The following is a 24,419-nucleotide window of genomic DNA, read 5'->3' as shown; positions in this document are numbered from 1 at the left end:
GTCTCGATGCCCGAAGGCGGTAAAAAATTTAAAGGAAAAAATCCAGGCGGAAATAGATCGGCGCTTCACGTTCCGTGATGGCGGCCGGTCGTTCCAAAGAGTGGGCAAAGGTCACGCTGGCGGCGACGTTTTTGCCACGGGCAAACAGCTCCACCGCGTTGCTGCTCATGCGCCCGTGCTGCTCGCCGTTGTAGCGGTCGCGACTGATCACGCCCTGGTCGTAGCCGAGGCTGGTGCCGTATTCGGACAGCACCGGTTGCAGCCAGGCCCAGGTCACCGGGCGGCTCCAGCGCAGGTCGTTGCGCCAGTAGCCGCCGCTGTCGCCGGCGAGCATTTGATCCTTGTAGCCACGGATCGACGATTGCCCGCCGAGGCTCATGCGCTGCGGACTGAACAGCACGTCTTCACTGTGCTGGCCGGTCATCAAACTGTTGAAGCTGAACGACTCGCCCCACAGTTTGAACGGGTACAGGTAGCTCACCGTGGCGGTGTATTTGCGGTAGCGCGCATCCGGCTGGCCGGGGCCTGCGCGGCGATTGGACTGGGCGTCGAAGGCGCCGATGCCGTCCTGCATGCCCAGGTCAATGTTGAGAAATGAACTGCCGATGCGCCGACCGTGGTTGATGCCGAACTGGGCTTCGCTGAGGCGGTTGCTGCTCAGGGCCAGCTTGCTGTCTTCGATGAAATTGTTGGTGCGCAGGTAAGCCACACCAGTGTTCAGGGAGGTTTTGCTCAGGGCGTCGCGGTGAATCACGCGCTCCAGGCGCAGTTGATGATTCTGGCTATCCCCGGTCTGCTTGAATTTGAAATTGTTCGCCTCGGCCTGGGACCGATATTCACTTTCGCTGTAGCTGTAAGTAAGGTTCCACCAGCCAAACGGCAGGCTGTAATTGAGCGCCGAGTTGCGCGAGGTTTTCTGGTGATCGCTCACTGCATCGTGGCCACCACGCAACGACAATTGGTCGGCCAGGCCCAGCGGGTTATCCCAATCAAGGCTCGCGCCCCACTGCTGCTCACCTGTACTGCGTTGGCCGCCGTTATGCCGTGACAACCCCACACGCCAAGGTTTTTGCGGGGTGTTTTTGACCAGCACATCGCTGCCACCCACGGCTTTGCCCGGCGCCAGTTCCATCTGCGCCTGGTTCGACGGCAGGCGGTTTAACTGGTCCACCATCTGCTCGATTTCCCGCAGGTTGAGCAACTCGCCCGGTGTGCCTGGAAAACTCATTGCCAGTTGACGGTCGGTGATGCCACTGCCCTCGGCGCCTTTTAAACTTTCGAGCTTGCCTTCCACTACCTGGATCTTGAGATTGCCGCTGGAGAGATCCTGCTGCGGCAGGTAGGCGCGACTGGTGACCAGACCCTTGGCGAGATAGCGGTCGGTGATGACCTTGAGCACTTCATTGAGCTGCGGCACACCCAGGCATTGGCCGAGGTAGGGCTTGATCAGCTCGGCGCGCTCGTCTTCGGACAGGGCATCGGCGCCGGAAAGTTCGATGGTTTTGATCGGGAAGCAGCGCGTGTCAACAGGCGTGGTCGGCGCTGTGGGCGCTGCAGATTTCCCGGGCAGGTCTTTGAGCTCTTCGAGGCGGCGTTGCTGCTCTTCAAGCAGGCGGTCCTGGCGGTCGCGGATCAGATCGGTGATGCCGGGGGCATTTTGCGGGGGAGCGGCTTGCGCCAATCCGCCTGTGCTCAGGCAAAAAAAAGCGGACAGCAGGGCTAGCCTGGTCCGACGTTCCAAACGCCACATTTCAAGATCCCTCTATCATGGCACCGAGCCACTAATCGGCGGCGATGATAAGATGGCGAAATGATGGCGTCAATTAAATGTACAACTTTGTGTCACCATTGATACATGTAGGAATAGCATGCGCAGCCACCGCCGCTGCAATGGCGATCATCATAAGTGACAGGCTATTACAGCAGCCGAGTGCATAGTTTCTAGCGGAATGATAGAAGGTGCTGAAGCCTGTGCCTCCAGTGCGGAACATAAATTTCAGGCACAAAAAAAAGCCACTCATTGAGTGGCTTTTTTCTGAATCTTGGAGCGGGAAACGAGACTCGAACTCGCGACCCCGACCTTGGCAAGGTCGTGCTCTACCAACTGAGCTATTCCCGCTTGGTGATGCGCATTCTATAGAAATCTCAGAGTCCGTCAACCTCTTGATTCAAAAAAGTTTTATTTCTTTTCAACGGTGGTGCGCAGATGAGGCCAGGCTGCACGCAAATACTGGAGCATGGACCACAACGTCAGGCCGGCCGCAATCAGCAGCAAGGCGTAACCGATAAGCACCCAGAACGAAAAGTCCGACGGGTTGGCCAGCAGGATCACCAGGGCGAGCATTTGCGCAGCGGTTTTCCATTTACCCATGTTCGACACGGCGACATGGGCACGGGCGCCGATTTCGGCCATCCATTCGCGCAAGGCCGAGACCACGATTTCGCGACCGATGATCACCGCAGCCGGCAAGGTCAGCCACAGGTTGCCATGTTCCTGTACCAGCAGGACCAGGGCGACAGCGACCATCAGCTTGTCTGCCACAGGGTCGAGGAACGCGCCGAACGGCGTGCTCTGTTCCAGGCGGCGGGCCAGATAGCCATCGAGCCAGTCAGTGGCGGCGGCGAAGGCAAACACCGAACTGGAGGCCACATAGCTCCATTCGTAAGGCAAATAGAACAGCAAAATGAAAATCGGGATAAGCAGGACGCGTAGAACGGTGATCAGATTAGGGATATTCATCGGCACAACTGGCTACGAGGTGAGAAGGCATTCTATTCGCTATGCAGATTGGCATAAATCAATTCAGCGAGCTTTTTACTGATACCGGGTGCTTTGGCTATTTCGTCAATGCTGGCACGGGATAGCTCCTGCAAGCCACCAAAATGTTTAAGTAGGTCGCGACGCCGCGTCGGACCGACCCCCGCCACCCCTTCCAGGGTTGAGGTTCGCCGGGTTTTGCCGCGACGGGCGCGGTGACCGGTAATGGCAAAACGGTGGGCTTCGTCACGGATCTGCTGAATCAGGTGCAGTGCGGGTGAGTCGCCCTTCAAAGTGAACTCATGGGCGGCATCATTCAAGTACAACGTTTCGAAACCGACCTTTCGCGTGGCGCCCTTGGCCACGCCGAGCAGGATCAGGTCGGGCACCGCCAGCTCGTTGAGCACGTCACGGGCCATGGACAACTGCCCCTTGCCGCCGTCCACCAGCAGGATATCGGGCAGTTTGCCCTCCCCGTCCTTCAACTTGCTGAAGCGTCGCGTGAGGGCTTGATGCATCGCGGCGTAGTCGTCGCCTGCGGTGACGCCTTCGATGTTGTAGCGCCGGTAATCGGATTTGATCGGCCCTTCCGGTCCGAACACCACACAGGAGGCCACCGTGGCCTCGCCGCTGGAGTGGCTGATGTCATAGCACTCCAGTCGCTGCGGTGGCTCGTCCAGGTCAAGAACCTCGGCGAGGGCGTCGAAACGAGCGGCAACGTGCTGTCGATTGGCCAGGCGCGCGCCCAAGGCCTGTTCGGCATTGGTCACGGCCAATTGCTGCCAGCGTGCACGGGTACCGCGTACGCGGTGACTGATGTCCAGCTCGCGACCGCGCAGTTCATGGATCGCTTCGATCAGCGTGGGGAAGTCTTCATGTACCACGTTGACGATCAGCTCCGACGGCAAGTCGCGCTCTGGACTGCTGACGTAGTACTGGCCCAGGAACGCGGCCATGACTTCGGCGACGTCTTCGTCGATACCGGTCTGCGGAAAGAAATTCTTGCTGCCCAGCACCCGTCCGCCCCGCACGCTGATCAGGTGCACACAGGCACCGCCCGGGTTGACGAAAGCGGCGATCACATCAACATCGCCGGTACCGCCCTCCATGCTTTGCTGGTCCTGGACACGACGCAGCAGGGAGATCTGATCACGCAGCTCAGCGGCGCGTTCGAAATCCAGGGTGCTGGCGGCTTGCTCCATGGACACCGAGAGCTCATCGGTGAGCGCATTACTGCGCCCTTCAAGGAACATGACGGAATGTCGCACATCCTCAGCGTACTCTGCCGGCTCGACCAAGCCCACGCAGGGCGCCTTGCAGCGCTTGATCTGGTATTGCAGGCACGGCCGCGTACGGTTCTTGTAAAAACTGTCTTCGCACTGACGCACAAAAAAAGTCTTTTGCAGCAAACTCAGGCTTTCACGGATAGCGCCGGCGCTGGGGTACGGGCCGAAATACTTGCCCTTCTGCTTCTTCGCACCACGGTGAATGCTCAGGCGTGGGAAGTTGCCGTCAGATAAAAACACGTAGGGGTAGGATTTATCGTCACGCAGCAGGATGTTATAGGGCGGCCGCCATTCCTTGATCAGCGTCTGCTCAAGCAGCAGCGCTTCAGTTTCATTGGCGGTAATGGTGGTTTCGACCTGGGCGATACGCGCCACCAAGGCAGCGGTTTTCGGCGCAAGACCGGTCTTGCGAAAGTAGCTCGCCAGGCGGTTCTTCAGGTTCTTGGCTTTGCCGACATACAGCAGTCGTGCCTCGCTGTCGAACATGCGGTATACGCCGGGGCGGCCACTGCAGGTCGAGAGAAAGGCACTCGGATCAAACGGTGTGGTCATGTCAGGCGCTGGCGTCCACCATGCCGTGGCGCACCGCGAGCAAGGTCAATTCAACATCACTGCTGATGGCCAACTTCTCGAAGATACGATAGCGGTAGGTGTTGACCGTTTTCGGCGATAGGCACAGCTTATCGGAGATCGTTTGCACCTTCTGGCAACCGACGATCATCAAGGCGATCTGGATTTCCCGTTCCGACAGGGCGTCAAACGGCGAGTCACTGGTGGGCTGAAATGACTTGATCGCCAACTGCTGGGCAATCTGCGGGCTGATGTACCGTTGGCCGGCAAACACCAGGCGAATGGCTTGCACCATCTCCGCCAGGCCTGCGCCCTTGGTCAGGTATCCCGCTGCGCCCGCTTGAAGCAGACGCGTTGGAAAGGGATCTTCCTCGCACACAGTGACCACCACGACTTTGATGTCCGGATGGCTGCGCAACAATTTGGTAGTGGCACCAAGACCGCCGATCCCTGGCATCTTGACGTCCATCAAAACCACATCGGGTTTCAACTCCCGGGCCTTGATCAGGGATTCCTCCCCTGACTCAGCCTGGCCGACTACTTGCAGGCCATCGATGTCAGCCAGCATTCGTGTAATGCCTGTACGAACGAGATCATGGTCATCGACTACTAGCACCCTAATCAAGCAGACACCTCGCGATATGGTCTTATAGGTTGCTGAACACCTTAGCAAAAAACCAAGGCACAGACCTAGCTGCAAGCGTCATATATATAGAGTTTGAATACCCAGACGCCAACCGCCGCGTGGTGGCTGGCTTAATTTGCTGGGCGAAAGGTCAGGAATCCTGGGGTTGCGGCTTGGTTTTGCCATTCACCATAGAAGAGTGCTCGGCCAAGGTAGAGGTCAGGCGGAGAATCGCATCCTGATCTTCCTTGAACCTTGCGCGGTAATCGCCCTGAACTTTCTCTTCAATCCGGCTCAAGTGATCCAGTTGAATCGGTGTGGCAGTTCCGGTTAACACGAACAGAACATAGGGTTTAGCTTGACTGACAGACGCGCTCCATCCTCCAGAAGCAGTGCTCTTCACCGACGATCCTCATACCGCTGCGCAGATAGAGTCTCCTGGCCGGGTTGGTCTTGAACACGGTCAAACGCAACACTCCCAGTGCCTGCGCCTTGAGCGCCATCTGCTCCAAAACCCAACTGCCCGCGCCCAGCCCACGACATGCCTCGAGCATATGTAGCTCGCGGATATAGAGCGCTCTGCTGTCGCGGCTCAAACTGATAAAACCCAGCACCGCATCGTCATTGCAGATCAGCCAGTTTTCGCGGCCCGCCCAGGCGACATCGAAGCCATCGTTGGACCACACCAGGCCGTATTGCAGGTAATAACCGCTCATGGCCTCATAAGTCAGGGTTCGTGCGAACGGTAGGTCCTGGTCCGTCGCGGGGCGCAGATGGAACGCCATTCAGAGAGCTACCACTTGGCCAGCCCACACCGCGCCATCGCGACGAGCAATCACCAGCGCATCACCTACGCCAGGTGCCGCGGCCAGTAAACCGCCATCAGCGGCCCAGATGGCACTGCGACCGGCGCAAACATAGCCACCCGATGGGCCACCATGGTTAGCCATCAACACCAGCAAGCCATGCTCGGCCGCATGCCCCTGGAGCAAAACGCTGTCTTTTACGTAGCCACCTTCGCTGATCAACACACCCGCGGCATAGACAGTCGCGTGCGCCTCAGCCGCCTGACGTGGGTGGCTCGCGTGGGAAAAATCCGCGCACACCGCCAACGCAACCCGCTCATCCCCAAGTTCAAGTGCCGCACCACCGTGCCCCGGAACAAACGCCGCCTCTTCGCCAGGATGAAGGTGCTGCTTGGTGTACACCGCAAGAGAACCGTCCGCCCCCATCACCAGCGCAGCAATCAACACACCCGCCTCAGGTGCCAGGCGAATCGGCATGCCGACCACCGCCGTCAATCTCAATTCCCGCGCCATCTCGCGCAGCGTCGCCAGTACCGCGTCATCGGGAGCAATCGCCAATTCGGCGGCCAATGAAGGTTCATACCCGGTCAACGACAGTTCCGGAAACACCAGCAATTGCACACCGTGCTCGGCAGCCGCGCGCATGAACGACAGGTGCCGCTGGATATTGGCCGCCACATCGCCTGCGATCGAGACGGTTTGAGCGGCAGCAAGGGTCAAGGCAGTCATAGTCGCGTCCCAGCAATCATTGTAAAAGTATGACAAGCATATCTCGACCCATAGCACTCGGTCCCCCTGTGCGATAGAAATTACTGATTGAATCCTCCTGCGTGCCTCTAGTAAGCTCCCCCCATCATTTGGAGACATACCATGTTGCAACTCACCCACACTCAGGTTTGCCCTGCTGCCAGCGCCCAGCGCTCGGTATCGGCTCCCCGTGCGTGCGGTTCGAGCGCAGCTGTAAGCTTTTATTTTGGGTATTGGTTTAGCCACTGGCGCGCCTGATACCTGAAATCGGCGCCCACTACTCAAGGGGTCGCCTACCAGAGAAATCTAACCCCCGGTCGGCTCCCCGACCGGGGGTTTTGTTTTTTCAGGCCCTCACCTATTCAGCAAGAACACTTAAAGGACATACGACATGAACTACGCCACCTATTACCGCTACGACACTTCCACTGCATGGCGATTTAGCAAGCTCCGTTCGGGACAGCCTGCCGCCTCCGATCGGTCACCTATTGGTGGCAAGCCAACACGCGTAGCCAATACGGCCAATTGTCGAACACCCCAGTAGGGCAGAGCGCGCGGGAACAGCCCGCCGCTTGCCCAGGAAGCCTTGAATATGAACTCTGCCACCGCCGCTCTGCCCGTTTCGAACCTGAACAGCGCCAATGAAGCCCTGACTCAGCGCCTGCCCAGCTCTCTTGAGCTCAAGCACCAGCTCCCCCTCAGCCCGTTCCTCAATGAACAAGTCCATGCCCATCGCCAAGCCGTGCGCGCCATTCTCAATGGTGAAGACTCACGCTTGTTGGTGATTGTCGGCCCGTGCTCGATCCACGACCCGCAATCGGCCATGGAATACGCACGCAATCTGAAGAAGCTGGCCCTGGAAGTCAGCGACCAGATGCTGCTGGTGATCCGCGCCTACGTCGAAAAACCGCGCACCACCATCGGCTGGAAAGGCCTGGCCTACGATCCACACCTGGATGGCAGCGATGACATGGCCGCCGGCCTCACCCTGTCCCGCGAGCTGATGCGCGAAATGCTGCGCCTGGGCCTGCCGGTCGCCACCGAGCTGCTGCAACCCATGGCCGCTGGCTACTTCGATGACCTGCTCAGTTGGGTCGCGATTGGCGCACGCACCACCGAATCGCAGATCCACCGCGAGATGGCCAGCGGCCTGGGTATGCCCGTGGGCTTCAAGAACGGCACCGACGGCGGCGTCGCGATCGCCTGTGATGCGATGCGCTCGGCGTCTCACCCACATCGCCACTTTGGTGTCGACAGCCAGGGCCATCCGGCGATCATCCAGACCCCCGGCAACCCCGACACTCACCTGGTACTGCGCGGCGGTCACCGTGGACCGAACTACGATGCGCAAAGCGTGGCGCAGGTGAAGCTCGACTTGGCCAAATCCAAGGTGACGGCGCGGATCATGGTCGACTGCAGCCATGCCAACAGCGGTAAGGACCCGCTACGTCAACCCGCTGTATTCAACGAAGTGCTGGAACAGCGCTTGCAGGGCGACAAATCGCTGATCGGCATGATGCTCGAAAGCCACCTGTTCGAAGGCTGCCAGCCGTTGAGCGCGTCGATGAAGTACGGCGTGTCGGTGACCGATGGTTGCCTGGGCTGGGACGGCACCGAGCAACTGTTGCGCAGTGCGGCAGAACGTTTGCGCCAACAACACACCATTACTGGTTGATGAAAATCAAAATGTGGGAGCTGGCTTGCCTGCGATGGCGGCGTGTCCGGCTACAAATCTGTAGCTGATGTACCGTTATCGCAGGCAAGCCAGCTCCCACACTTGAACGGTGTTCGGCTCAAGAAAGGGGGTACAGCGCGTCATCGAACTGTGCCAGCCTTGGGAACATCAGGGGCTGATCATCCGCCAACCCTTGTAGCCTTTGCTCGTACTCCACCAGGAAATCCTGCCGTGCCTCAGCACTGATGTACGGCACATGCCACGCCACAAACGGCGCCAGCACGTCATACCCCACGTACGCCAGCGTACCGCGCAGGATCGGTCGCAACATGTCTTCCAGCGGCCCATGCACCGCGCCCTCGCCGAACATATGCTCACGCCCGCCCAGGGTCACCGTGACCAGCGCCCGCTTGCCCGCCAACCCACCCTGGTCGTAGAAACGCTTGCCGCCATAACACACACCCGACACCAGCACTCGGTCGATCCAGCCCTTGAGCATCGCCGGTGCCGAGAACCAGAAGATCGGAAAGTTGAGGATCAGCAGGTCGGCCCACAACAGCTTGTCCAGCTCAGCCTGGATATCCGCTGCGATCGACTGCTTCTTGACACCCAGACGCTGCTCCAGAGCGTACACCAGATAGTCGGGGTTTTCCCGTGACGAAAAGTCCGCCGCCGACGCCACCGGATTCCACTGCATGGCGTACAGATCACTGACCTTTACCGCATGTCCCTGGCCTTCCAGCGTGGCGACGGCCTGGTCACGCAAGGCAGCCGTAAACGACTGCGGTTCAGGGTGCGCGTGAACAATCAAAACCTTCATGTGAACTCCTCAAGCGGTGTGCGCGGCCCGTTGGGCCAGCAAATGATCAAGCCAGTCCGGGTCCATCTCCGGCTCCGATGAAAACAGCAGACCGGTGTAGTCCTGATACGGCGGGGTAAAAATCGTGCTGCGGCTGCCGTGGTCCACCACCCTGCCCCGCTGCATCACCACCACTTCATCGGCAATCGCCCGCACAGTAGCAACGTCGTGGGTGATAAACAGATAGGCCACGCCCAGTTGCTGTTGAATGCGGTTGAGCAGCTTCAGCACGCCCTCGGCCACCAATTGATCAAGGGCCGAAGTCACTTCGTCACAGATGATCACCTGTGGCTCGGCCGCCAGGGCACGAGCAATGCAGATGCGCTGCTTCTGCCCACCGGACAGTTCCCGTGGCTGGCGCTCCATGAACGTTGCCGGGTCCAGTTCGATCATCTCCAGCAGCTCGGCAACGCGGGCGCGCATCGCCTTGCCCCTCAGCCCCAGATAGAACGTCAGCGGCCGGCCGATAATATCGACGATGCGCTGGCGTGGGTTCAGTGCGGTATCGGGAATCTGGTAGATCATCTGGATACGCCGCAACTGCTCTTTGCTGCGCTGCCGAAAATCCACCGGCAGCGCCTCGCCGTCATACAGTACGTGCCCCGCCGTGGCCGGCAGCAGCCCGGTAATCAGGCGTGCAGTAGAACTTTTGCCGCTGCCCGACTCGCCAATCACCGCCAGGGTCTGACCACGGTAAAGCTGCATCGACACCTCATGCAGCACCGGTTGATGCCCGTAGCTGGCGCTCGCCTGACGCACCTCCAGTAACGGCCTTTCCTGGGCCGGGCACACCTTGGGCTCCGTACGAAAACTGCGCACCGCCCACAGGGATTTGGTGTAGTCCTGCTGCGGCTGGCTGAGCATGCTGCGGGTGTCGGCCTCTTCCACCAGTTTGCCGTGACGCAGCACCATGATGCGGTCGGCCATCTGTGCGACCACCGCCAGGTCGTGACTGATGTACAGCGCGGCACTGCCAAAAGTTTTCACCGCATCACGGATCGCCGCCAGCACTTCAATCTGGGTGGTGACGTCGAGGGCCGTGGTGGGTTCATCGAAGATGATCAGGTCGGGATGACAGGCCATCGCCATCGCCGTCATCACCCGCTGCAACTGCCCGCCGGACACTTGATGAGGATAGCGCTGGCCGATGGTCTCGGGGTTGGGAAGGCGCAGCACGCGGTACAGTTCAACCGCTTCGCGCTCGGCGCGGGCACGGCTGATACCACCGTTGATCACCGCCGTCTCCACATGTTGATCGATCAGGCGATGGGCCGGGTTGAAGGACGCTGCTGCGCTTTGCGCCACATAGGCGATACGCAAGCCGCGCAACTGGCGCAGCGTTTCCGGCTTGGCATGCAGCAACTGAATACCGTCAAAACACACTGAGCCACCGATGATCCGGCAACCGTCCCGCGCGTAACCCATCGCCGCCAGGCCGAGTGTGGACTTGCCCGCCCCCGACTCGCCGATCAGCCCCAACACCTCGCCGCGCTGCAAGGTCAGGTCAATGCCCTTGATCAGTGGATGCCAGGCCTCTTCGTAATGCCCCTCAATCTGCAGGTTGCGGACTTCCAGCAATGGCTTTTCCATCCTCAACACTCCTTCAGGCCGCTGGATTTATGCAGCACCCAGTCAACGACAAAGTTCACGCTGACGGTGATCAACGCGACCGCCAAGGCCGGCAACAGCGGGCTGATATCACCAAAGGTGATCAACACCGCGTTGTCGCGGACCATGCTGCCCCAATCGGCAGTCGGTGGTTGAATACCCAGGCCCAGGAACGACAACGCGCTGATGAACAGGAACACAAAGCAGAAACGCAGGCCGAATTCGGCAATCAGCGGTGCGGCGGCATTAGGCAGCACTTCGCGTGTCACCAGCCACCACAAGCCCTCGCCTCGCAGGCGTGCAGCTTCGACGAAGTCTTGCACCACCACGGTCATCGCCACGGCGCGAGACAGGCGAAACACCCGGGTCGAATCCAGCAGCGCGATCACCAGCACCAGCGAGGTGGCGTTGGTCCCCACCACACTGAGGATCAACAACGCAAAGATCAGTTGCGGGATGGCCATGAGCACATCCACCACCCGCGACAAACCCTGGTCGATCCAACCGCCCTTGATCGCCGCCACCAGGCCGCTCAAGCCTCCCAGCAAAAACGCCAGTGTCGTGGTCAGGAACGCGATGCCCAGTGTGTTACGCGCACCGTATACCAGGCGGCTGAACATATCGCGCCCCAGGTTATCGGTGCCCAGCAAAAACTGGTCGCTCCACGGCGCGAAGCCCTCGCCCACCACCTGGGTTTCGCCATAGGGCGCCAGCAACGGGGCGAACAGCGCCACCGCGATGTACAACACAATGATCAGCAGGCCGAACTTGGCGCTCAACGGCGCCCTGGTTACGTGGCTCAACAGGCTCATGGTCTACCCCTTCGGATGCATCAGGCGTGGGTTGCTGGCGATGGACAACACGTCCGCCCCGGTGTTGAGCAGGATGTAGGTGGCGGCAAAGATCAGGCTGCAGGCCTGCACCACCGGAATGTCGCGCTTGGACACCGAATCCACCAACAATTGGCCCAGACCTGGATAGACAAACACCACCTCGACCACCACCACCCCCACCACCAGATACGCCAGGTTCAGCGCCACCACGTTGACGATCGGCGCCAGCGCATTGGGCAAAGCGTGCTTCCAGATAATCCGCGACGGGCGGATGCCCTTGAGCCGGGCCATCTCGATATAGGGGCTGGCGAGCAGGTTGATCAAAGAGGCGCGGGTCATGCGCATCATCTGTGCGATCACTACCAGGCTCAGGGTCACCACCGGCAATACCGAACGTTCCAGGATCGTGCCCAGGGACGCATCCGGCGCCAGGTTGGACAAGCTCGGGAACCAGCCGAGCTTCACCGAGAACACCAGGATCAGCAGGTAAGCGACAAAGAACTCGGGGAACGACACCGCGCTTAATGCCGAGGTGTTGAGCAGGCGGTCAAACCAGCTATTGCGATACAACGCCGCAAGCATCCCCAGCACCAAGGCCGTGGGCACCGAGACCAGTGCCGCCAATGTCGCCAGGCTCAGCGTATTGCCCAAGCGCGCACCGATCAGCTCGGCGATGGGTCGCTGGTTGGCCAATGATGCACCGAGATCGCCGTGCAACAGGCGCAGCAGCCATTGCACAAAGCGCGTGAGTGGCGGCAGATCCAGACCCAATTGCGCACGAAAGGCTGCCACCGTTTCAGGTGTGGCGGACTGACCGAGCATGGCCTGGGCGATGTCGCCGGGCAGCATGCCTACGGCGAGGAAGATGATCACCGAGACAGCGAACAGCGACAGCAGGCCGAGGGCCAGGCGTTGGAGGACCAGTTTCAACAAGCTATTCATTTGGTTTTCCCTGACTGGACACTGTCGAAAATGTGGGAGCGGGCTTGCCCGCGATTACGTTCTGACAGTTAACAGATGGGCTAGCTGACCTACTGCTATCGCGGGCAAGCCCGCTCCCACATGGGATCTTCATGGTTTTGGAGGTCTCTATGCCTGCCACCACCGCTCGATCAAGCGCAGACCATCCAACTCACCATAGGGCGCCGTTTGCGTGCCATGCATTACCCGGTTCGAACGCGCCGCCACGGAGCTGGCAAACAGCGGCACAATCGCCCCGCCATCGTCCCTGCACAACGCCTGCATCTCGTTGTACATCTCCTGGCGCAGTGGCGCGTTCATCTCGCCACGGGCGGCGGTGAGCAGTTGGTTGAAGCGCGTGTTGTCCCAGTGGGTTTCGTTCCAGGCCGCGCCTTTGGCGTAGCCGATGCTGAACATGCGGTCGGCGGTCAGGCTGCTGTACCAGAACGAGGTGGTGAACGGCTGCTTCATCCATACATTGGAAAAGAACCCGTCGGCTGGCTCGCGTACCACGTCGATATCGATACCGGCCTGGCGCGCTTGCTCCTTGAACAGTACTGAGGCATCCACCGCGCCGGTGTAGGCGGCGTCGGAGGCTTGCAGGCGCACCTTGAGGGCGTCCACGCCAGCCTTGCGCAGATAGAAGCGCGACTTGTCCGGATCGTAGGCGCGTTGCTCCAGAGCCGCGTTGATAAAGCGGCTGCCGGGCTGGATCGGGTGGTCGTTACCCACCAGGCCATAGCCGTGCAGCACCGAGGCGAGCAACGTTTCGCGGTTGATCGCATGCTTCATCGCCATGCGGATGTCGTTGTTCTTGAATTCGTTGCTGTCGCATAGCATCGGGAAGGTGTAGTGCTGGGCGCCTTTGGTTTCTTCGATCACCAGGCTTGGGTTGCGCTTGAGCAAGGCCACGGTTTTCAGGTCAACCTTGTTGATCACATCCACTTGCCCGGTGACCAGCGCATTGACCCGCGCGGCGCCGTCGGCGATGGCCAACAGCTCGGCACTGGCGAAATGTGCCCGGCCAGGCTTCCAGTAGTCGGGGTTGCGCTCCAGGTCCATGCGCACGCCGGGCTCGAAGCTTTTCAGGCGATAGCCGCTGGTGCCCACGCCGGCTTGCCAATCGGCCACGCCGTCCTTGGCGGGCATGATCACCAGGTGGTAATCGGCGACCACATAAGCGAAGTCGGCATTGCCCGAATGCAGCTCGAACACCACCGCATCACTGCCCTTGGCACTGACACTGGCAACATCGCCGAGCACGGTCTTGGCCGCTGAGGTGGAGTCTTTGCTCAGGTGGTGGTTGATCGAAACAACCACATCCTCGGCGGTGAGGTTTTTGCCGTTATGGAAGGTCACGCCCGGGCGTAGATGGAAGGTCCACACCCGCGCATCCGGGGTAGATTCAAAGCGTTCGGCGAGTTCAGGAATGGCGGTGCCGTCAACGGCGATTTCGGTCAGCGTGTTGTACACCGCCGAAAAGCCGACAAAGGTGAACGTGTCGACCCAGGAGCCAGGGTCACGCGAATCGGTGGTGCTGCCCCCGGCCAGGCCCAGACGCAACACGCCGCCCGACTTGGGCGCTGCCTCTTCAGCGAACGCCTGCAACGGCAGGCCCATGGACAACGCCGCCGCCACCGCACCCGCTACCGCACTGTGCTTGAGAAAGTCCCGTCGGTGCATCGCTTGAGTCATTTTGTTGTTGTTTTCGCTCATGGTCTTGCTCCTCTAAAGGTCAACAGGCACAGGCGTGTTTCAGCTCGATCAAGGTCACGCCATTGCGTTTGAAACCGTTGCGCAAGTCCGTCTGCAATTCATCCAGGTTCCTGGGTTGGTTTACCGTGCAGCCGAACGCCTGGGCGAACAGCGCAAAATCCGGGTTGCGCGGCAGTACGCCGATGGGTTCGATGTCCAGGTTCAGCATGTCGTCGCGGATCTGGCCAAGCGCGTCGTTATTCCACAGCAGCACCACCAACGGGCTGTCTAGCTCTTCAACGGCGGTGGCCAGTTCCTGAGCGGTGTAGAGAAAACCGCCATCGCCCACCAACACCAAACCCGGCCGATGCGGCGCGCCGAATTTGGCGCCGATGCCTGCGGGCAGGCCGTAGCCCAAGGTGCCGTAGCCGGTGGGATGCAGCCAACTGCGCGGCGCGCGACTGCGATAGGCATAGTTGCCGGTGTAGACCAATTGGGTCATGTCGCTGCTGACAAAGGCGTCGGCGGGAAGCTCGGCTTCGATGCGATCGAGAATGGCCTGGTGGATGGACTGCAAAGGGCCATGGCCCAGCTCGATGGCCTCAAGCAATGCCGCGACCTTTTGCATGGCCACGTCAGCGTTACGTGGTGGTGTTGGCAGGCGTTCCAGCAACGCCAATAGCGTCTGCTGAGCATCGCCGCGCAACGCCACGGCACAGGGATAAAAATCATTGAATTTGCGCGGGTCGATATCCACACGCAACAGCTCGCCCTTGATAGGCAAACGCTCGCGCCAATAGTCGGTGTCGGCCATCTCGGTACCGACGGCCAGCACCACATCGGCCTCGCTGATCAGTTGCCAGCCGGGCTCGACGCACAGTGTAGCGCCGGCATTCAGCGGGTCATTGCTCGGCAGCAGTCCCTTACCGGCGACACTGGTGAAAAACGGCGCGGCCAGTCGCGTACTCAAGCGCTGCAAGGCCTCGCCCGCCGCCAGCGCACCGCCACCAGCAATGATCATCGGGCGCTTGGCTGCCGCGAGCTTGACCACCGCTTGCTCCAGCACCTCGGCCGATGGCAGACCCCGTCCAGGGCGGCGCACCACCTCGTGGCTCCAGTCCCTTTTGATCGGCGCCGCCAACACATCCAATGGCACCGAAATATGCACCGGCCGTGGCCGCTCGCTGTCGAACACCGCATAAGCACGGGCAACCAGTTCGGGCAAATCTTCGGTACTCAGCGCCACCGCTGAAAACGCCGTGATCGGCGCGGTGATCGCTCGCTGGTCCTGGGTCTCGTGCAGGATGCCCCAGCCTTTGCCGAGGCTGGCGGTGTGGTTGACGCTGGAGATCACCAGCATCGGAATCGAGTCGGCATAGGCCTGGCCGATGGCCGTGGCGGCATTGGTCACACCCGGACCGGTGATCACAAAACACACGCCCGGTTTGCCGCTTACCCGCGCATAACCGTCAGCCATAAAGCCGGCGCCCTGCTCATGGCGTGTGAGCACATGCCGAATGCCACTGCCGGGGAGGCCGCGATACAACTCCAGGGTGTGCACCCCGGGGATGCCGAATACCGTGTCGACGCCATAATTGGCCAGCAAGCGCACAAGAGCCTGGCCGCCTGTCATCGTCTTATCGTGCATGGTCATCTCCTAGACGAATCAATGCATCGACCGCTGTAGCGCCCCGGGCATTGACCAATAATGGGTTCACATCCAGCTCCAACAACTGCCCGACGTGGGTGCAGGCGTAGTCAGCTACCGCGCGGATAGCCGCCACCAGCGCGTCCATATCCGCCACTTCACGCCCACGAAAGCCTTGCAGCAACGCGGCGCTGCGCAGGCTGAGCAAGGCGTGGCGGATGGCATCGTCGGTGGTGGGCAGCAGCAGGCTGCGGCTGTCCTTGAGCAGTTCCACCAGGATGCCCCCGGCGCCGATGACCAGGGCCAGGCCAAAGTTGTTTTCGCGCTTGATACCCACGATCAACTCAGCCAGCGGTGGCGTGGCCATGGCTTCCAACAGCAAACGGTCAAATGCGACATGGGGTGCATACGCACCGAGGTGCTCGCGCATCTGCGCAAGCGCAGCGGTCAGGGCCATGCCGTTTTGCAGGTTCAGCACCACGGCACCCGCTTCGGTCTTGTGGGGTAGCTCGGCGCTGACAGCCTTGAGCACCAACGGGTAACCCAGGCGTTGCGCATCACTGAGCGCGTGTTCCGGCGTACTCAACACAGCCTCGGGAGTGTTCAAGCCAAAAGCGCGCAGCGCCTGCTTCGATGCCCACTCATCCAGGGCCACGCCTTGGCTTGCCAGGGCCTGCGGACATAGCGGAACGAGGATCGACTCACCCCGCTCCAGCAACACGCAACGATGGCGTTGATAGTCGGCAATCCGCCCCCAAGCCGTAAGCGCATCTTCTACACCTTGCAGCGCGGCAATGCCTTGGGCATGCAGACGCTCGCGGGCATGAGCCGGCAGCAACTCGGGAAAGGCCGAGGTGACGAAGCCGCTCTTGCCATGGCGCTTGAGCGCATCGCAGAACAGCGCCAGCAACAGGTCGCACTCCTTGCGCTCGCCGGTAAATTCAGCCGGGTAATCCAACACCAGCATCGCCGCGTCGGCGTCGGTGCGCAGGGCGGTGTCGAGCATAGCGTTGAGCGCTTCACGGTCGCCCCAGATGGCGGTGGTGAAGTCCAGCGGGTTGACCAGGTTGGCATAGCTGGGCAATACCTGGGCCAGCTCAGTACGCTGGTCATCGTCCAGTGCCGGCAGAGCCAAGTGATTGCGTTCGGCGTAGTCGGCGATCAGCCCCGCGTCACCGCCCGAGCAGGCCAACGCGATGAGGCTGTTGCCACCAGGAAGATTGCCGCAGGCGGCGGCCTTCAGGGTTTCGACGAAACTCACCGGCCCGCTGACGCGAATGACGCCCAGCCGCGAAAACAGGCTGTCGTACAACGCATCGGAGCCGCTCAACGAACTGGTATGACTCAGCGCCAACTCGGCACCGATCTGCGACACGCCGGTTTTCAGGGCGATGATCGGAATGCCCTTCTCCAGCGCCTTGTGCGCCGCACGGGCAAACCCCGGCACATTCTTCAAGCCTTCCAGGTGCAGGCCGATGGCAGTGACGCGCGGCTCATCGAGCAGCACATCCATCAACTCGGCAACGCCCAATTGCGCTTGGTTGCCCACCGAGGCCATATAGGCCACCGGCAACGAACGGTCGCTCATCGACAGGTTGTAGGCGAAGTTGCCGCTTTGGGTCAGCACCGCCACGCCCTTCTCCACCGCTTTACCGCCGTGGGCCACCGGCCACAGTGCCGCGCTGTGCAAGTAGTCCAGCAGGCCGTAGCAGTTGGGGCCAAGCAAGGCCATGTCGCCTGCCGCAGTTAACAGCTGCTGTTGCATCGCTGCACCACTGGCGCCGGTTTCGGCAAACCCCGAGGCGTAGCAGATTGCGCCCCCGGCCCCGATGGCCGCCAGCTCGGCAACGCACGCCAGCGTGAGCTCGCGGTTGGTGGCGATAAACACCGCGTCCGGGCCGCACGGCAAGTCGGCAATGCGGCGCACACAGGGAATGCCATCGAGGTTGTCATGCTGCGGATTGACCAGCCACATCGGGCCGCTGAAACCACCGTCGGCACAACGTTTGAGCGCACGGGCCATGCTGCGCCCGCCGACGAATGCCAAGTGCCGGGGCGCCAGCAGGCGCTTGAGGTTGTCGCGAATAGCCTGGGACATAAGCGTTCTCCGCGCCAATCAGCGCAACAGTGGCCGCAGCAGTTCACGGGCGATGATGTGGCGCTGGATTTCCGAGGTGCCTTCCCAGATCCGCTCGATCCGTGCGTTGCGCCAGATGCGCTCCACCGGCCCTTCATCCATCAAGCCCATACCACCGAATATCTGCACGGCTTCATCAGCGACTTTGCCCAGGGCTTCACTGGCAAACAGCTTGGCCATGCCGGCTTCACCGTCGGTCATACTGCCTTGGTCCATCTTCCAGGCGGTGTGCAGGGTCAACAGTTCGGCGGCGCGAATCTGCGTGGCCATGTCGGCCAGTTTGAAGCTCACGCCTTGATAAGTGCCGATGGGTTGGCCGAACTGCTTGCGGTCCGCCGCCCATTGCAGCGACACGTCCAACGCACGCTGGGCCTGGCCGACGCAGTTGGCAGCGACCATCACGCGGCCGGCGGTGAGCCAGGCGTTGGCGACGTCCCAACCTTTACCCACTTCACCGAGCACCTGGGACGCGGGGACGCGGCAGTCGTCGAAGAACATTTCATAGGTGTGATAACCACGGTTGCTCACACACTTGGGGCCACGGCGAATGGTCATGCCGGGGGTGCCACGGTCCACCAGGAATGACGTCACCGCATTGCGTTGGCGACCGTTGTGTTCGTAGGTGTCGGTCACCGCAAACACAATGGCGAAATCGGCGTGCCCGGCATGACTGATGAAGTGCTTGCTGCCGTTGATCACGAAATCATCGCCACTGCGCACGGCGCGGGTCTTGATCGCGTTGGCGTCGGAACCGGCACCGGGCTCGGTCAGGGCGAAGCAGTCGATTTTCTTGCCCTGCACGCAAGGCAACAGGTAGTCGCCGATCTGCGCGCCGGTGCAGGCCATCAGGATCTTGGACGGCCGGGCGACGAACACATGCAGCGCCCATGAGACCTTGGACAACTCACGCTCGATCAGCGCCTGGGACAGGTAATCCAGGCCACCGCCGCCAACCTCTTCCGGCATGTTGAAGGCGTAGAAACCAGCGGCGATGGCTTTGTCGCGGATCTGCGCGGCCAATTCCGGCGAAACGGCGTCGGCCCGGTCCACCGCCTCTTCATGGGGCAATAATTCCTTGGCGACAAAACTGCGTACCGCGTCCACCAACATGTCTTGTTCTTGGCTGAGTTGGAAATTCATGGCGCTACCTGTGTGTTGTTCTTATTGGCCGGAGAAAATCGGGAGACGTTTTTCCATGGAGGCACGCAGCGCTTCGGCACCGTCGGCGCTTCGGCCGCACAACAGGCCAGCCGCCAACTCGGCCTGCAGCTGTTCGGGGAGGCTGCGCTCGGCGCCGTCACGGATCAGTTTCTTGGTCTGGGCGAAGGCGAAAGTCGGGCCGTTGGCCAGGCGCGTAGCCAATTCGAGGGTGTGAGGGTGCAGTTGTTCATCGGCCACCACTTCGCCGACAAGCCCGGCAGCCAGCGCGCGGTCGGCGCTCCACAGTTCATCGAGGAACAGCAACCGCTTGGCCTGTTCGCTGCCGATCAGTCGCGGCAAATGCCAACTGGCGCCAGCGTCCGGCGAGTACGCCATGCTGGTGTAGCCCGCCTTGAAGCGCGCCGATTGGGCGGCGACGCGCAGGTCGCAGCACAGCGTCAGGTCCATCCCGGCACCGACCGCAGTGCCGTTGATCGCGGCAATCGTGGGTTTGTCGAGGCTGTGCAGGCGGGTCATCAGGGCGTGGGCGGTTTCAGTCCAACCGTAGGTTTCCAGGGCGCCACGGGCTTCGGCATCAGCCCACTCCGCCAGGTCGGCACCGGCGCAGAAACTGCGGCCGCTGCCAGTCAACACCACCACCCGCACGCCGGGGTCGGCGTTGAATGTGTCGAGCAAGCGATGCAGGTACTTGAGGGTCGGGATGTCCAATGCGTTGCGTTGCGGACCACGATTGAGAGTGATCCAGGCAACGCCGGCTTGCACTTGGTTGAGCACGGGCGAATCGGTAGTCATGGCGTCCTCGAATTATTTTATTTGGCGTGAGGGGTGCGACATGGCGAGATACTAAACGAGTGTTCAGCAAGGAGGCAATCGGCAAACTGCAAATATTTTCAGCGGGCAAAGACCGGCCTGAACCTTGCGTCCAGGCGGCGAAGAAGGGGTTCAGGGTTTGAGCTGATAACGTTGGCGGCCCGCGCCCTGCAAGCCGTCGACCCAAGCTTCACAGATCTGGATGCCCTGCTCCGGCGTAAACGTGCCGGGGTTGAGCCCCGACTCCAACCACAGCCCATCGAGCAATGCACTCAGGCCGATAGCCGCGAGGTCGGCATCGAAATGCTGCCAGCCCTCCTCCCTGGCCATGTCGGTCAAGGCCGAGCGCATGATGGTGCGGTACTCGCCATAGGAGTGTTCGTGGGCCAGGTTGATCGCCGGCGCCGTCTTGACCGCCCCCCAGAACACCAGCCAGGCATCCAGCAATTGTGGGTCGAGCAATTCAGCGGAAAACGAAGCCTTGAACAACGCCGACAGCCGCTCCCGAGGCTGCGGCAGCGCCTTGGCCATGTTCGCGCGCAACAGACCCATGACCTGGGCGGTGATCGTGCGATAGGCCTCGGCCACCAATTCATCCTTACCCGAATAGTGATGACTGATCAGTCCCACCGACACCCCGGCCTCGGCGCTGATCTTGCGGATCGAGGCGCCCTGGAAACCATCCCGTTTGAGGCAGGTGAGCGTCGCCTGGACCAGATTCGCCTTGCGCGTTTCCGGGTCCATTCGGGAGAAACGGGTTTCCTGGGTCATGCGGCGTGTTCCTTCGGTTGAGTCGGCAGCCATGACTCTACCTCAGTCACGATAACCCGGCGACACTCGGTCCAGCATCCGCAGCAACGCCGCCCAGGCCAGTTGCATGGCGTCCGGGTCGCTCAACTCGCCTTCATCCAGCGGCCGCCCCGGGTTATTGAATTGTTGTTCGGTGTAGGCGCAAACCTCGGCAGACGGCAACACCAGCGTGCCGCACGCCTGGGCGGCGATCTGGATATCACAGGCTTTTTCCAGGTAATACATGCGTAGAAATGCCTGGCTGACCGTTTCACCCACCGTCAGCAACCCGTGGTTGCGCAGCATCAGTACCGGCTTGTCGCCCAGGTCCTGAACCAGTCGGCGTTGCTCGTCCATATCCAGTGCCACACCTTCGTAGTCGTGGTAAGCCACCTTGCCGTAGAACTCCATGGAGATCTGGTTCACCGGCAACAACCCGCACTCCAATGCGGCCACCGCACACCCGGCACGCGTGTGGGTATGCAGCACGCACTGGGCGTCTTCGCGTGCGCCGTGGATCGCGCTGTGGATGACAAAACCGGCCGGGTTCACCGCATAAGGCGAAGGCTCCACGGCATGCCCGTTCAGGTCGATTTTCACCAGGCTTGACGCGGTAACTTCATCGAACATCAGCCCGTAGGGATTGATCAGGAAGTGATGTTCGGGCCCGGGAATCCGCACCGAGATATGGGTAAAAATCAGGTCGCTCATGCGGTAGTGGGCGATCAGTCGGTAGCAGGCCGCCAGTTGTTCGCGCAGTTGCTGCTCGGTGGAGTGAGTCATTTTTATTCTCCAGGCATGGGGATGGTGAGGGTGACGCTAATCCAGGGCCCAGTAAAAAAACAAGTTGATTTTTTACTGACACTCGCCTCCTATAGAAAAATAACAATAACAGCGCCTGGAGTATCCGCACCATGTCGCACGCTGCCTTTCCCCATCTGTTCGAGCCCCTGCAACTGCGGGGCAAGCGCCTGAAAAATCGCATCATGTCCAGCGGACATGACACGTCGATGCCCACCGACAATCGGGTCAACCCACAATTGATCGCCTATCACCGGGCACGGGCCGAAGGCGGCGTGGGCCTGATTGTGCTGCAGGTTGCCGGGGTGCATGACAGCGCCCGCTACACCTCTCACGTACTGATGGCCACCGACGATGACTGCATCGAGGGCTACCGCGAACTGGCCAGGACCTGCCACGCTCACGACACAGTGGTGCTGTCGCAGATATTCCATCCGGGGCGAGAAATCATGGAGTCGGCCGACGGCTTGCTGGCCGTGGCTTATTCGGCGTCGGGGGTGCCCAACGAACGGTTTCGAGTGATGCCACGAGCGCTTGAAACATCGATGATCGATGAGATCGTGGCCGGTTATGCCGCGGCGGCCCGACGCCTGTATCAGGCCGGGATTGACGGTGTGGAAGTGGTCGCCAGCCACGGCTATCTGCCAGCGCAGTTTCTCAACCCACGGGTCAACCGACGCACCGATGGCTACAACGGTGGGCTTGAGCAACGCTTGCGTTTTTTAAGGGAAATCATCGCGGCGGTGCGGGCCGTCACCGATGAGCAATTCATCATTGGCCTGCGCATTTGCGCCGACGAGCGCGACGCCGAGGGCCTTACCGAAAGCGAATCCCTGGAAGCCGTGCAAAGCCTGCAGGCTCAGTTGGACTATGTGCATATCGTCGCCGGTACCTCGGCGTCCCTGGGCGGTGCGATCCATATCGTGCCGCCGATGGCGATTGCCGCTGCCTACCTCGCGGATGAAGCCGCGACGTTCAAGGCCAGCCTGTCGATTCCACTGTTCGTGACCGGTCGGATCAACCAGCCACAGGAGGCCGAGCAAATCCTGGCGCGGGGCCAGGCGGATGTGTGCGGCATGACCCGTGCACTGATCTGCGACCCGCTGATGCCGACCAAATCCCTGGAGGGGCGTGTCGAAGATGTACGGGCATGCATTGCCTGCAATCAAGCCTGCATCGGCCACTTCCACAAAGGCTTGCCGATTTCCTGTATCCAGCATCCTGAAACGGGTCGCGAATTGATGTTCAGCCACCTGCAACCCGCACAGAAGCGAAAACGCATCATGGTGGTCGGCGGAGGCCCGGCGGGGATGAAGGCAGCGGTCGTGGCGGCGCAACGGGGCCATGAGGTGACGCTGTACGAAGCGGGTAGCCAACTGGGTGGGCAAATCCTGTTGGCGCAATTGTTGCCAAGGCGCAGCGAGTTCGGCGGCGCCAGTACCAACCTGCAACGCGAGATGGAGTTGGCCGGGGTGCGGGTGGTGCGCAACACCCGAGTGGATCGTGCCCTGGTGGAACAGGCGCAACCTCATCACGTGATCATTGCCACCGGCGCCGAGCCTTACTGGCCAAGCTTCGAACAAGGCGGCGAACTGCAAGTGGTGGATGCCTGGCAGGTATTGCGCGATCAAGTCAGCCTGGGCCGCTCCGTGGTGGTGGTCGACTGGCGTTGCGACTGGATCGGTCCCGGCATTGCCGAACGCCTGGTACGCGCCGGGCATCAGGTACAACTGGCAGTCAACGGCACCCACTGTGGCGAAAACCTGCCACTGTATGTGCGCGATCAACTCGCCGGCGAATTGCATCGGCTGGGTATCCCGATCATCCCTTACGCCCGCCTCTACGGCTGCGACGACAGCACGGTCTACCTGCAACACACTGCCAGCGGCGAGCCGATGCTGCTGGAGAATATCGACAGCCTGGTGTTGTGCCAGGGCCACCAGCCGGTGGACACTCTGGGCGCGCAGCTGCAGGGACTGGTGCCGTTTGATCGCATCGGCGACTGTCTGGCGCCGCGCACCGCCGAAGAAGCCATTTACGAAGGACTCAAAGTAGCGTGGAACCTTTGAACGACGAATCCCAGCCCCTGTTTCTCGGCACGCGCATCCGTGGCTTGCGCAAGGCGCGCGGCATGACGCTGACGGATTTGGCACAGGCGAGTGAACTGACCGCGGGCTATCTCAGCCAACTGGAACGCAACCTGGCGTATCCGTCGATTCCGGCGTTGTTCAATATCGCCCGCAGCCTGGACGTGACTATCCAGTGGTTCTTCGCCAGTGACAACGCCCCGGCCCCGGCGGATGAAGGCTATGTGGTGCGCCAGGACAACCGCCAGAGCATCCGCTATGAAGACGGGATCGTCGACCAGTTGCTGACGCCTTTGCCCAACCACCAGTTGGAGATGCTGCACTCGTGTTTTCCTCCTGGCACCTACAGTCAGCAGAGCTACAGCCATGAGGGTGAAGAAGCCGGCTACGTATTGAGTGGATGTTTTGAGTTGTGGGTGGGTGAGCGGCACTTTCTGCTGAGTGAGGGTGACAGCTTCAGCTTCGCCAGCAGTGAGCCCCATCGGTATGGCAACCCAGGCAAGGTGGATACGCGGGTGATCTGGGTCATCACGCCACCGACGTTTTGATTCGTGACTTACGGTC

General features: G+C 60.9%; 20 protein-coding genes, 1 tRNA gene and 1 pseudogene. 3 read left to right on the top strand and 19 right to left on the bottom strand.

The window, feature by feature from the left end; genetic code table 11:
- Window positions 1-28: 28 nt before the first annotated feature.
- The 8 genes and pseudogenes from AC07V4_RS20790 to AC07V4_RS20755 all read right to left on the bottom strand — a co-directional run bounded on the left by AC07V4_RS20790 (window position 29) and on the right by AC07V4_RS20755 (window position 6,774).
- Entirely contained in the window at window positions 29-1,750 is a 1,722-nt protein-coding gene (locus tag AC07V4_RS20790) for a ShlB/FhaC/HecB family hemolysin secretion/activation protein (protein WP_492638070.1), read from the bottom strand.
- Window positions 1,751-2,043: 293 nt separating this feature from the next.
- Window positions 2,044-2,119: transfer RNA gene (locus AC07V4_RS20785), tRNA-Gly, on the bottom strand.
- A gap of 60 nt (window positions 2,120-2,179) precedes the next feature.
- Window positions 2,180-2,740, bottom strand: a complete 561-nt coding sequence (pgsA, locus tag AC07V4_RS20780) for a CDP-diacylglycerol--glycerol-3-phosphate 3-phosphatidyltransferase (RefSeq protein WP_431752075.1) — start codon at window positions 2,738-2,740, stop codon at window positions 2,180-2,182.
- 32 nt (window positions 2,741-2,772) lie between these two features.
- A complete protein-coding gene (uvrC, locus tag AC07V4_RS20775) occupies window positions 2,773-4,596 on the bottom strand; it encodes an excinuclease ABC subunit UvrC (protein ID WP_492638071.1) in 1,824 nt (607 codons plus the stop codon).
- A 1-nt stretch (window position 4,597) separates the two neighbouring features.
- Complete coding sequence (gene gacA, locus AC07V4_RS20770; protein WP_003190387.1) at window positions 4,598-5,239, bottom strand: response regulator transcription factor GacA; 642 nt, start codon at window positions 5,237-5,239, stop codon at window positions 4,598-4,600.
- A gap of 151 nt (window positions 5,240-5,390) precedes the next feature.
- Window positions 5,391-5,585, bottom strand: a pseudogene (locus AC07V4_RS20765) (transcriptional regulator); the annotation flags it as partial.
- A 7-nt stretch (window positions 5,586-5,592) separates the two neighbouring features.
- Complete coding sequence (locus AC07V4_RS20760) at window positions 5,593-6,024, bottom strand: GNAT family N-acetyltransferase (RefSeq protein WP_492638072.1); 432 nt, start codon at window positions 6,022-6,024, stop codon at window positions 5,593-5,595.
- The gene (locus AC07V4_RS20755; RefSeq protein WP_492638073.1) at window positions 6,025-6,774 is read right to left on the bottom strand and encodes a carbon-nitrogen hydrolase family protein; all 750 of its coding nucleotides are present in this window, start codon (window positions 6,772-6,774) and stop codon (window positions 6,025-6,027) included.
- Window positions 6,775-7,384: 610 nt separating this feature from the next.
- Here AC07V4_RS20755 and AC07V4_RS20750 point away from each other — a divergent pair.
- Entirely contained in the window at window positions 7,385-8,467 is a 1,083-nt protein-coding gene (locus AC07V4_RS20750; protein WP_492638074.1) for a 3-deoxy-7-phosphoheptulonate synthase, read from the top strand.
- 118 nt (window positions 8,468-8,585) lie between these two features.
- Here AC07V4_RS20750 and AC07V4_RS20745 read toward each other — a convergent pair whose 3' ends face one another.
- From AC07V4_RS20745 to AC07V4_RS20695, 11 genes are all read right to left on the bottom strand, one after another.
- Window positions 8,586-9,287: an NAD(P)H-dependent oxidoreductase gene (locus AC07V4_RS20745; RefSeq protein WP_492638075.1), complete on the bottom strand. Its 702-nt coding sequence runs from the start codon at window positions 9,285-9,287 to the stop codon at window positions 8,586-8,588.
- Between the two features lie 9 nt (window positions 9,288-9,296).
- The gene (locus AC07V4_RS20740) at window positions 9,297-10,916 is read right to left on the bottom strand and encodes an ABC transporter ATP-binding protein (protein WP_492638076.1); all 1,620 of its coding nucleotides are present in this window, start codon (window positions 10,914-10,916) and stop codon (window positions 9,297-9,299) included.
- Window positions 10,917-10,918: 2 nt separating this feature from the next.
- On the bottom strand, window positions 10,919-11,746 hold the full coding sequence (locus AC07V4_RS20735) for an ABC transporter permease (RefSeq protein ID WP_492638077.1): 828 nt from the start codon (window positions 11,744-11,746) through the stop codon (window positions 10,919-10,921).
- Window positions 11,747-11,749: 3 nt separating this feature from the next.
- Window positions 11,750-12,709 (bottom strand): ABC transporter permease, encoded by a 960-nt coding sequence (locus AC07V4_RS20730; protein ID WP_492638078.1) that lies wholly within the window; start codon window positions 12,707-12,709, stop codon window positions 11,750-11,752.
- Between the two features lie 147 nt (window positions 12,710-12,856).
- Window positions 12,857-14,443 carry an ABC transporter substrate-binding protein gene (locus AC07V4_RS20725; RefSeq protein WP_492638079.1) on the bottom strand — a complete coding sequence of 529 codons (1,587 nt, stop codon included), beginning with the start codon at window positions 14,441-14,443 and terminating at the stop codon, window positions 12,857-12,859.
- Window positions 14,444-14,462: 19 nt separating this feature from the next.
- Window positions 14,463-16,070, bottom strand: coding sequence for a 5-guanidino-2-oxopentanoate decarboxylase (locus AC07V4_RS20720; RefSeq protein WP_492638080.1), 1,608 nt, complete (start codon window positions 16,068-16,070; stop codon window positions 14,463-14,465).
- Window positions 16,060-18,168 carry an acetate--CoA ligase family protein gene (locus AC07V4_RS20715; RefSeq protein ID WP_492638081.1) on the bottom strand — a complete coding sequence of 703 codons (2,109 nt, stop codon included), beginning with the start codon at window positions 18,166-18,168 and terminating at the stop codon, window positions 16,060-16,062. Before AC07V4_RS20715 ends, AC07V4_RS20720 begins: the two co-directional genes overlap by 11 nt.
- An 18-nt stretch (window positions 18,169-18,186) precedes the next feature.
- On the bottom strand, window positions 18,187-19,347 hold the full coding sequence (locus AC07V4_RS20710) for an acyl-CoA dehydrogenase family protein (protein ID WP_492638082.1): 1,161 nt from the start codon (window positions 19,345-19,347) through the stop codon (window positions 18,187-18,189).
- A 21-nt stretch (window positions 19,348-19,368) separates the two neighbouring features.
- The gene (locus tag AC07V4_RS20705) at window positions 19,369-20,160 is read right to left on the bottom strand and encodes an enoyl-CoA hydratase/isomerase family protein (RefSeq protein ID WP_492638083.1); all 792 of its coding nucleotides are present in this window, start codon (window positions 20,158-20,160) and stop codon (window positions 19,369-19,371) included.
- A gap of 150 nt (window positions 20,161-20,310) precedes the next feature.
- Window positions 20,311-20,949 (bottom strand): TetR family transcriptional regulator C-terminal domain-containing protein, encoded by a 639-nt coding sequence (locus tag AC07V4_RS20700; RefSeq protein WP_431753282.1) that lies wholly within the window; start codon window positions 20,947-20,949, stop codon window positions 20,311-20,313.
- A gap of 42 nt (window positions 20,950-20,991) precedes the next feature.
- Window positions 20,992-21,750: a class II aldolase/adducin family protein gene (locus AC07V4_RS20695; RefSeq protein WP_492638084.1), complete on the bottom strand. Its 759-nt coding sequence runs from the start codon at window positions 21,748-21,750 to the stop codon at window positions 20,992-20,994.
- A gap of 131 nt (window positions 21,751-21,881) precedes the next feature.
- Here AC07V4_RS20695 and AC07V4_RS20690 point away from each other — a divergent pair, with 131 nt between their 5' ends.
- Window positions 21,882-23,837: an oxidoreductase gene (locus tag AC07V4_RS20690; RefSeq protein ID WP_492638085.1), complete on the top strand. Its 1,956-nt coding sequence runs from the start codon at window positions 21,882-21,884 to the stop codon at window positions 23,835-23,837.
- A complete protein-coding gene (locus tag AC07V4_RS20685; RefSeq protein WP_492638086.1) occupies window positions 23,825-24,403 on the top strand; it encodes a helix-turn-helix domain-containing protein in 579 nt (192 codons plus the stop codon). Before AC07V4_RS20690 ends, AC07V4_RS20685 begins: the two co-directional genes overlap by 13 nt.
- The last annotated feature ends 16 nt before the right edge of the window (window positions 24,404-24,419 follow it).

It is taken from the genome of Pseudomonas sp. GW821-FHT03A09 (assembly GCF_059421065.1).
Note: the sequence above shows the minus strand (reverse complement) of the source record. Positions and strands in the feature narration are given on the sequence as shown.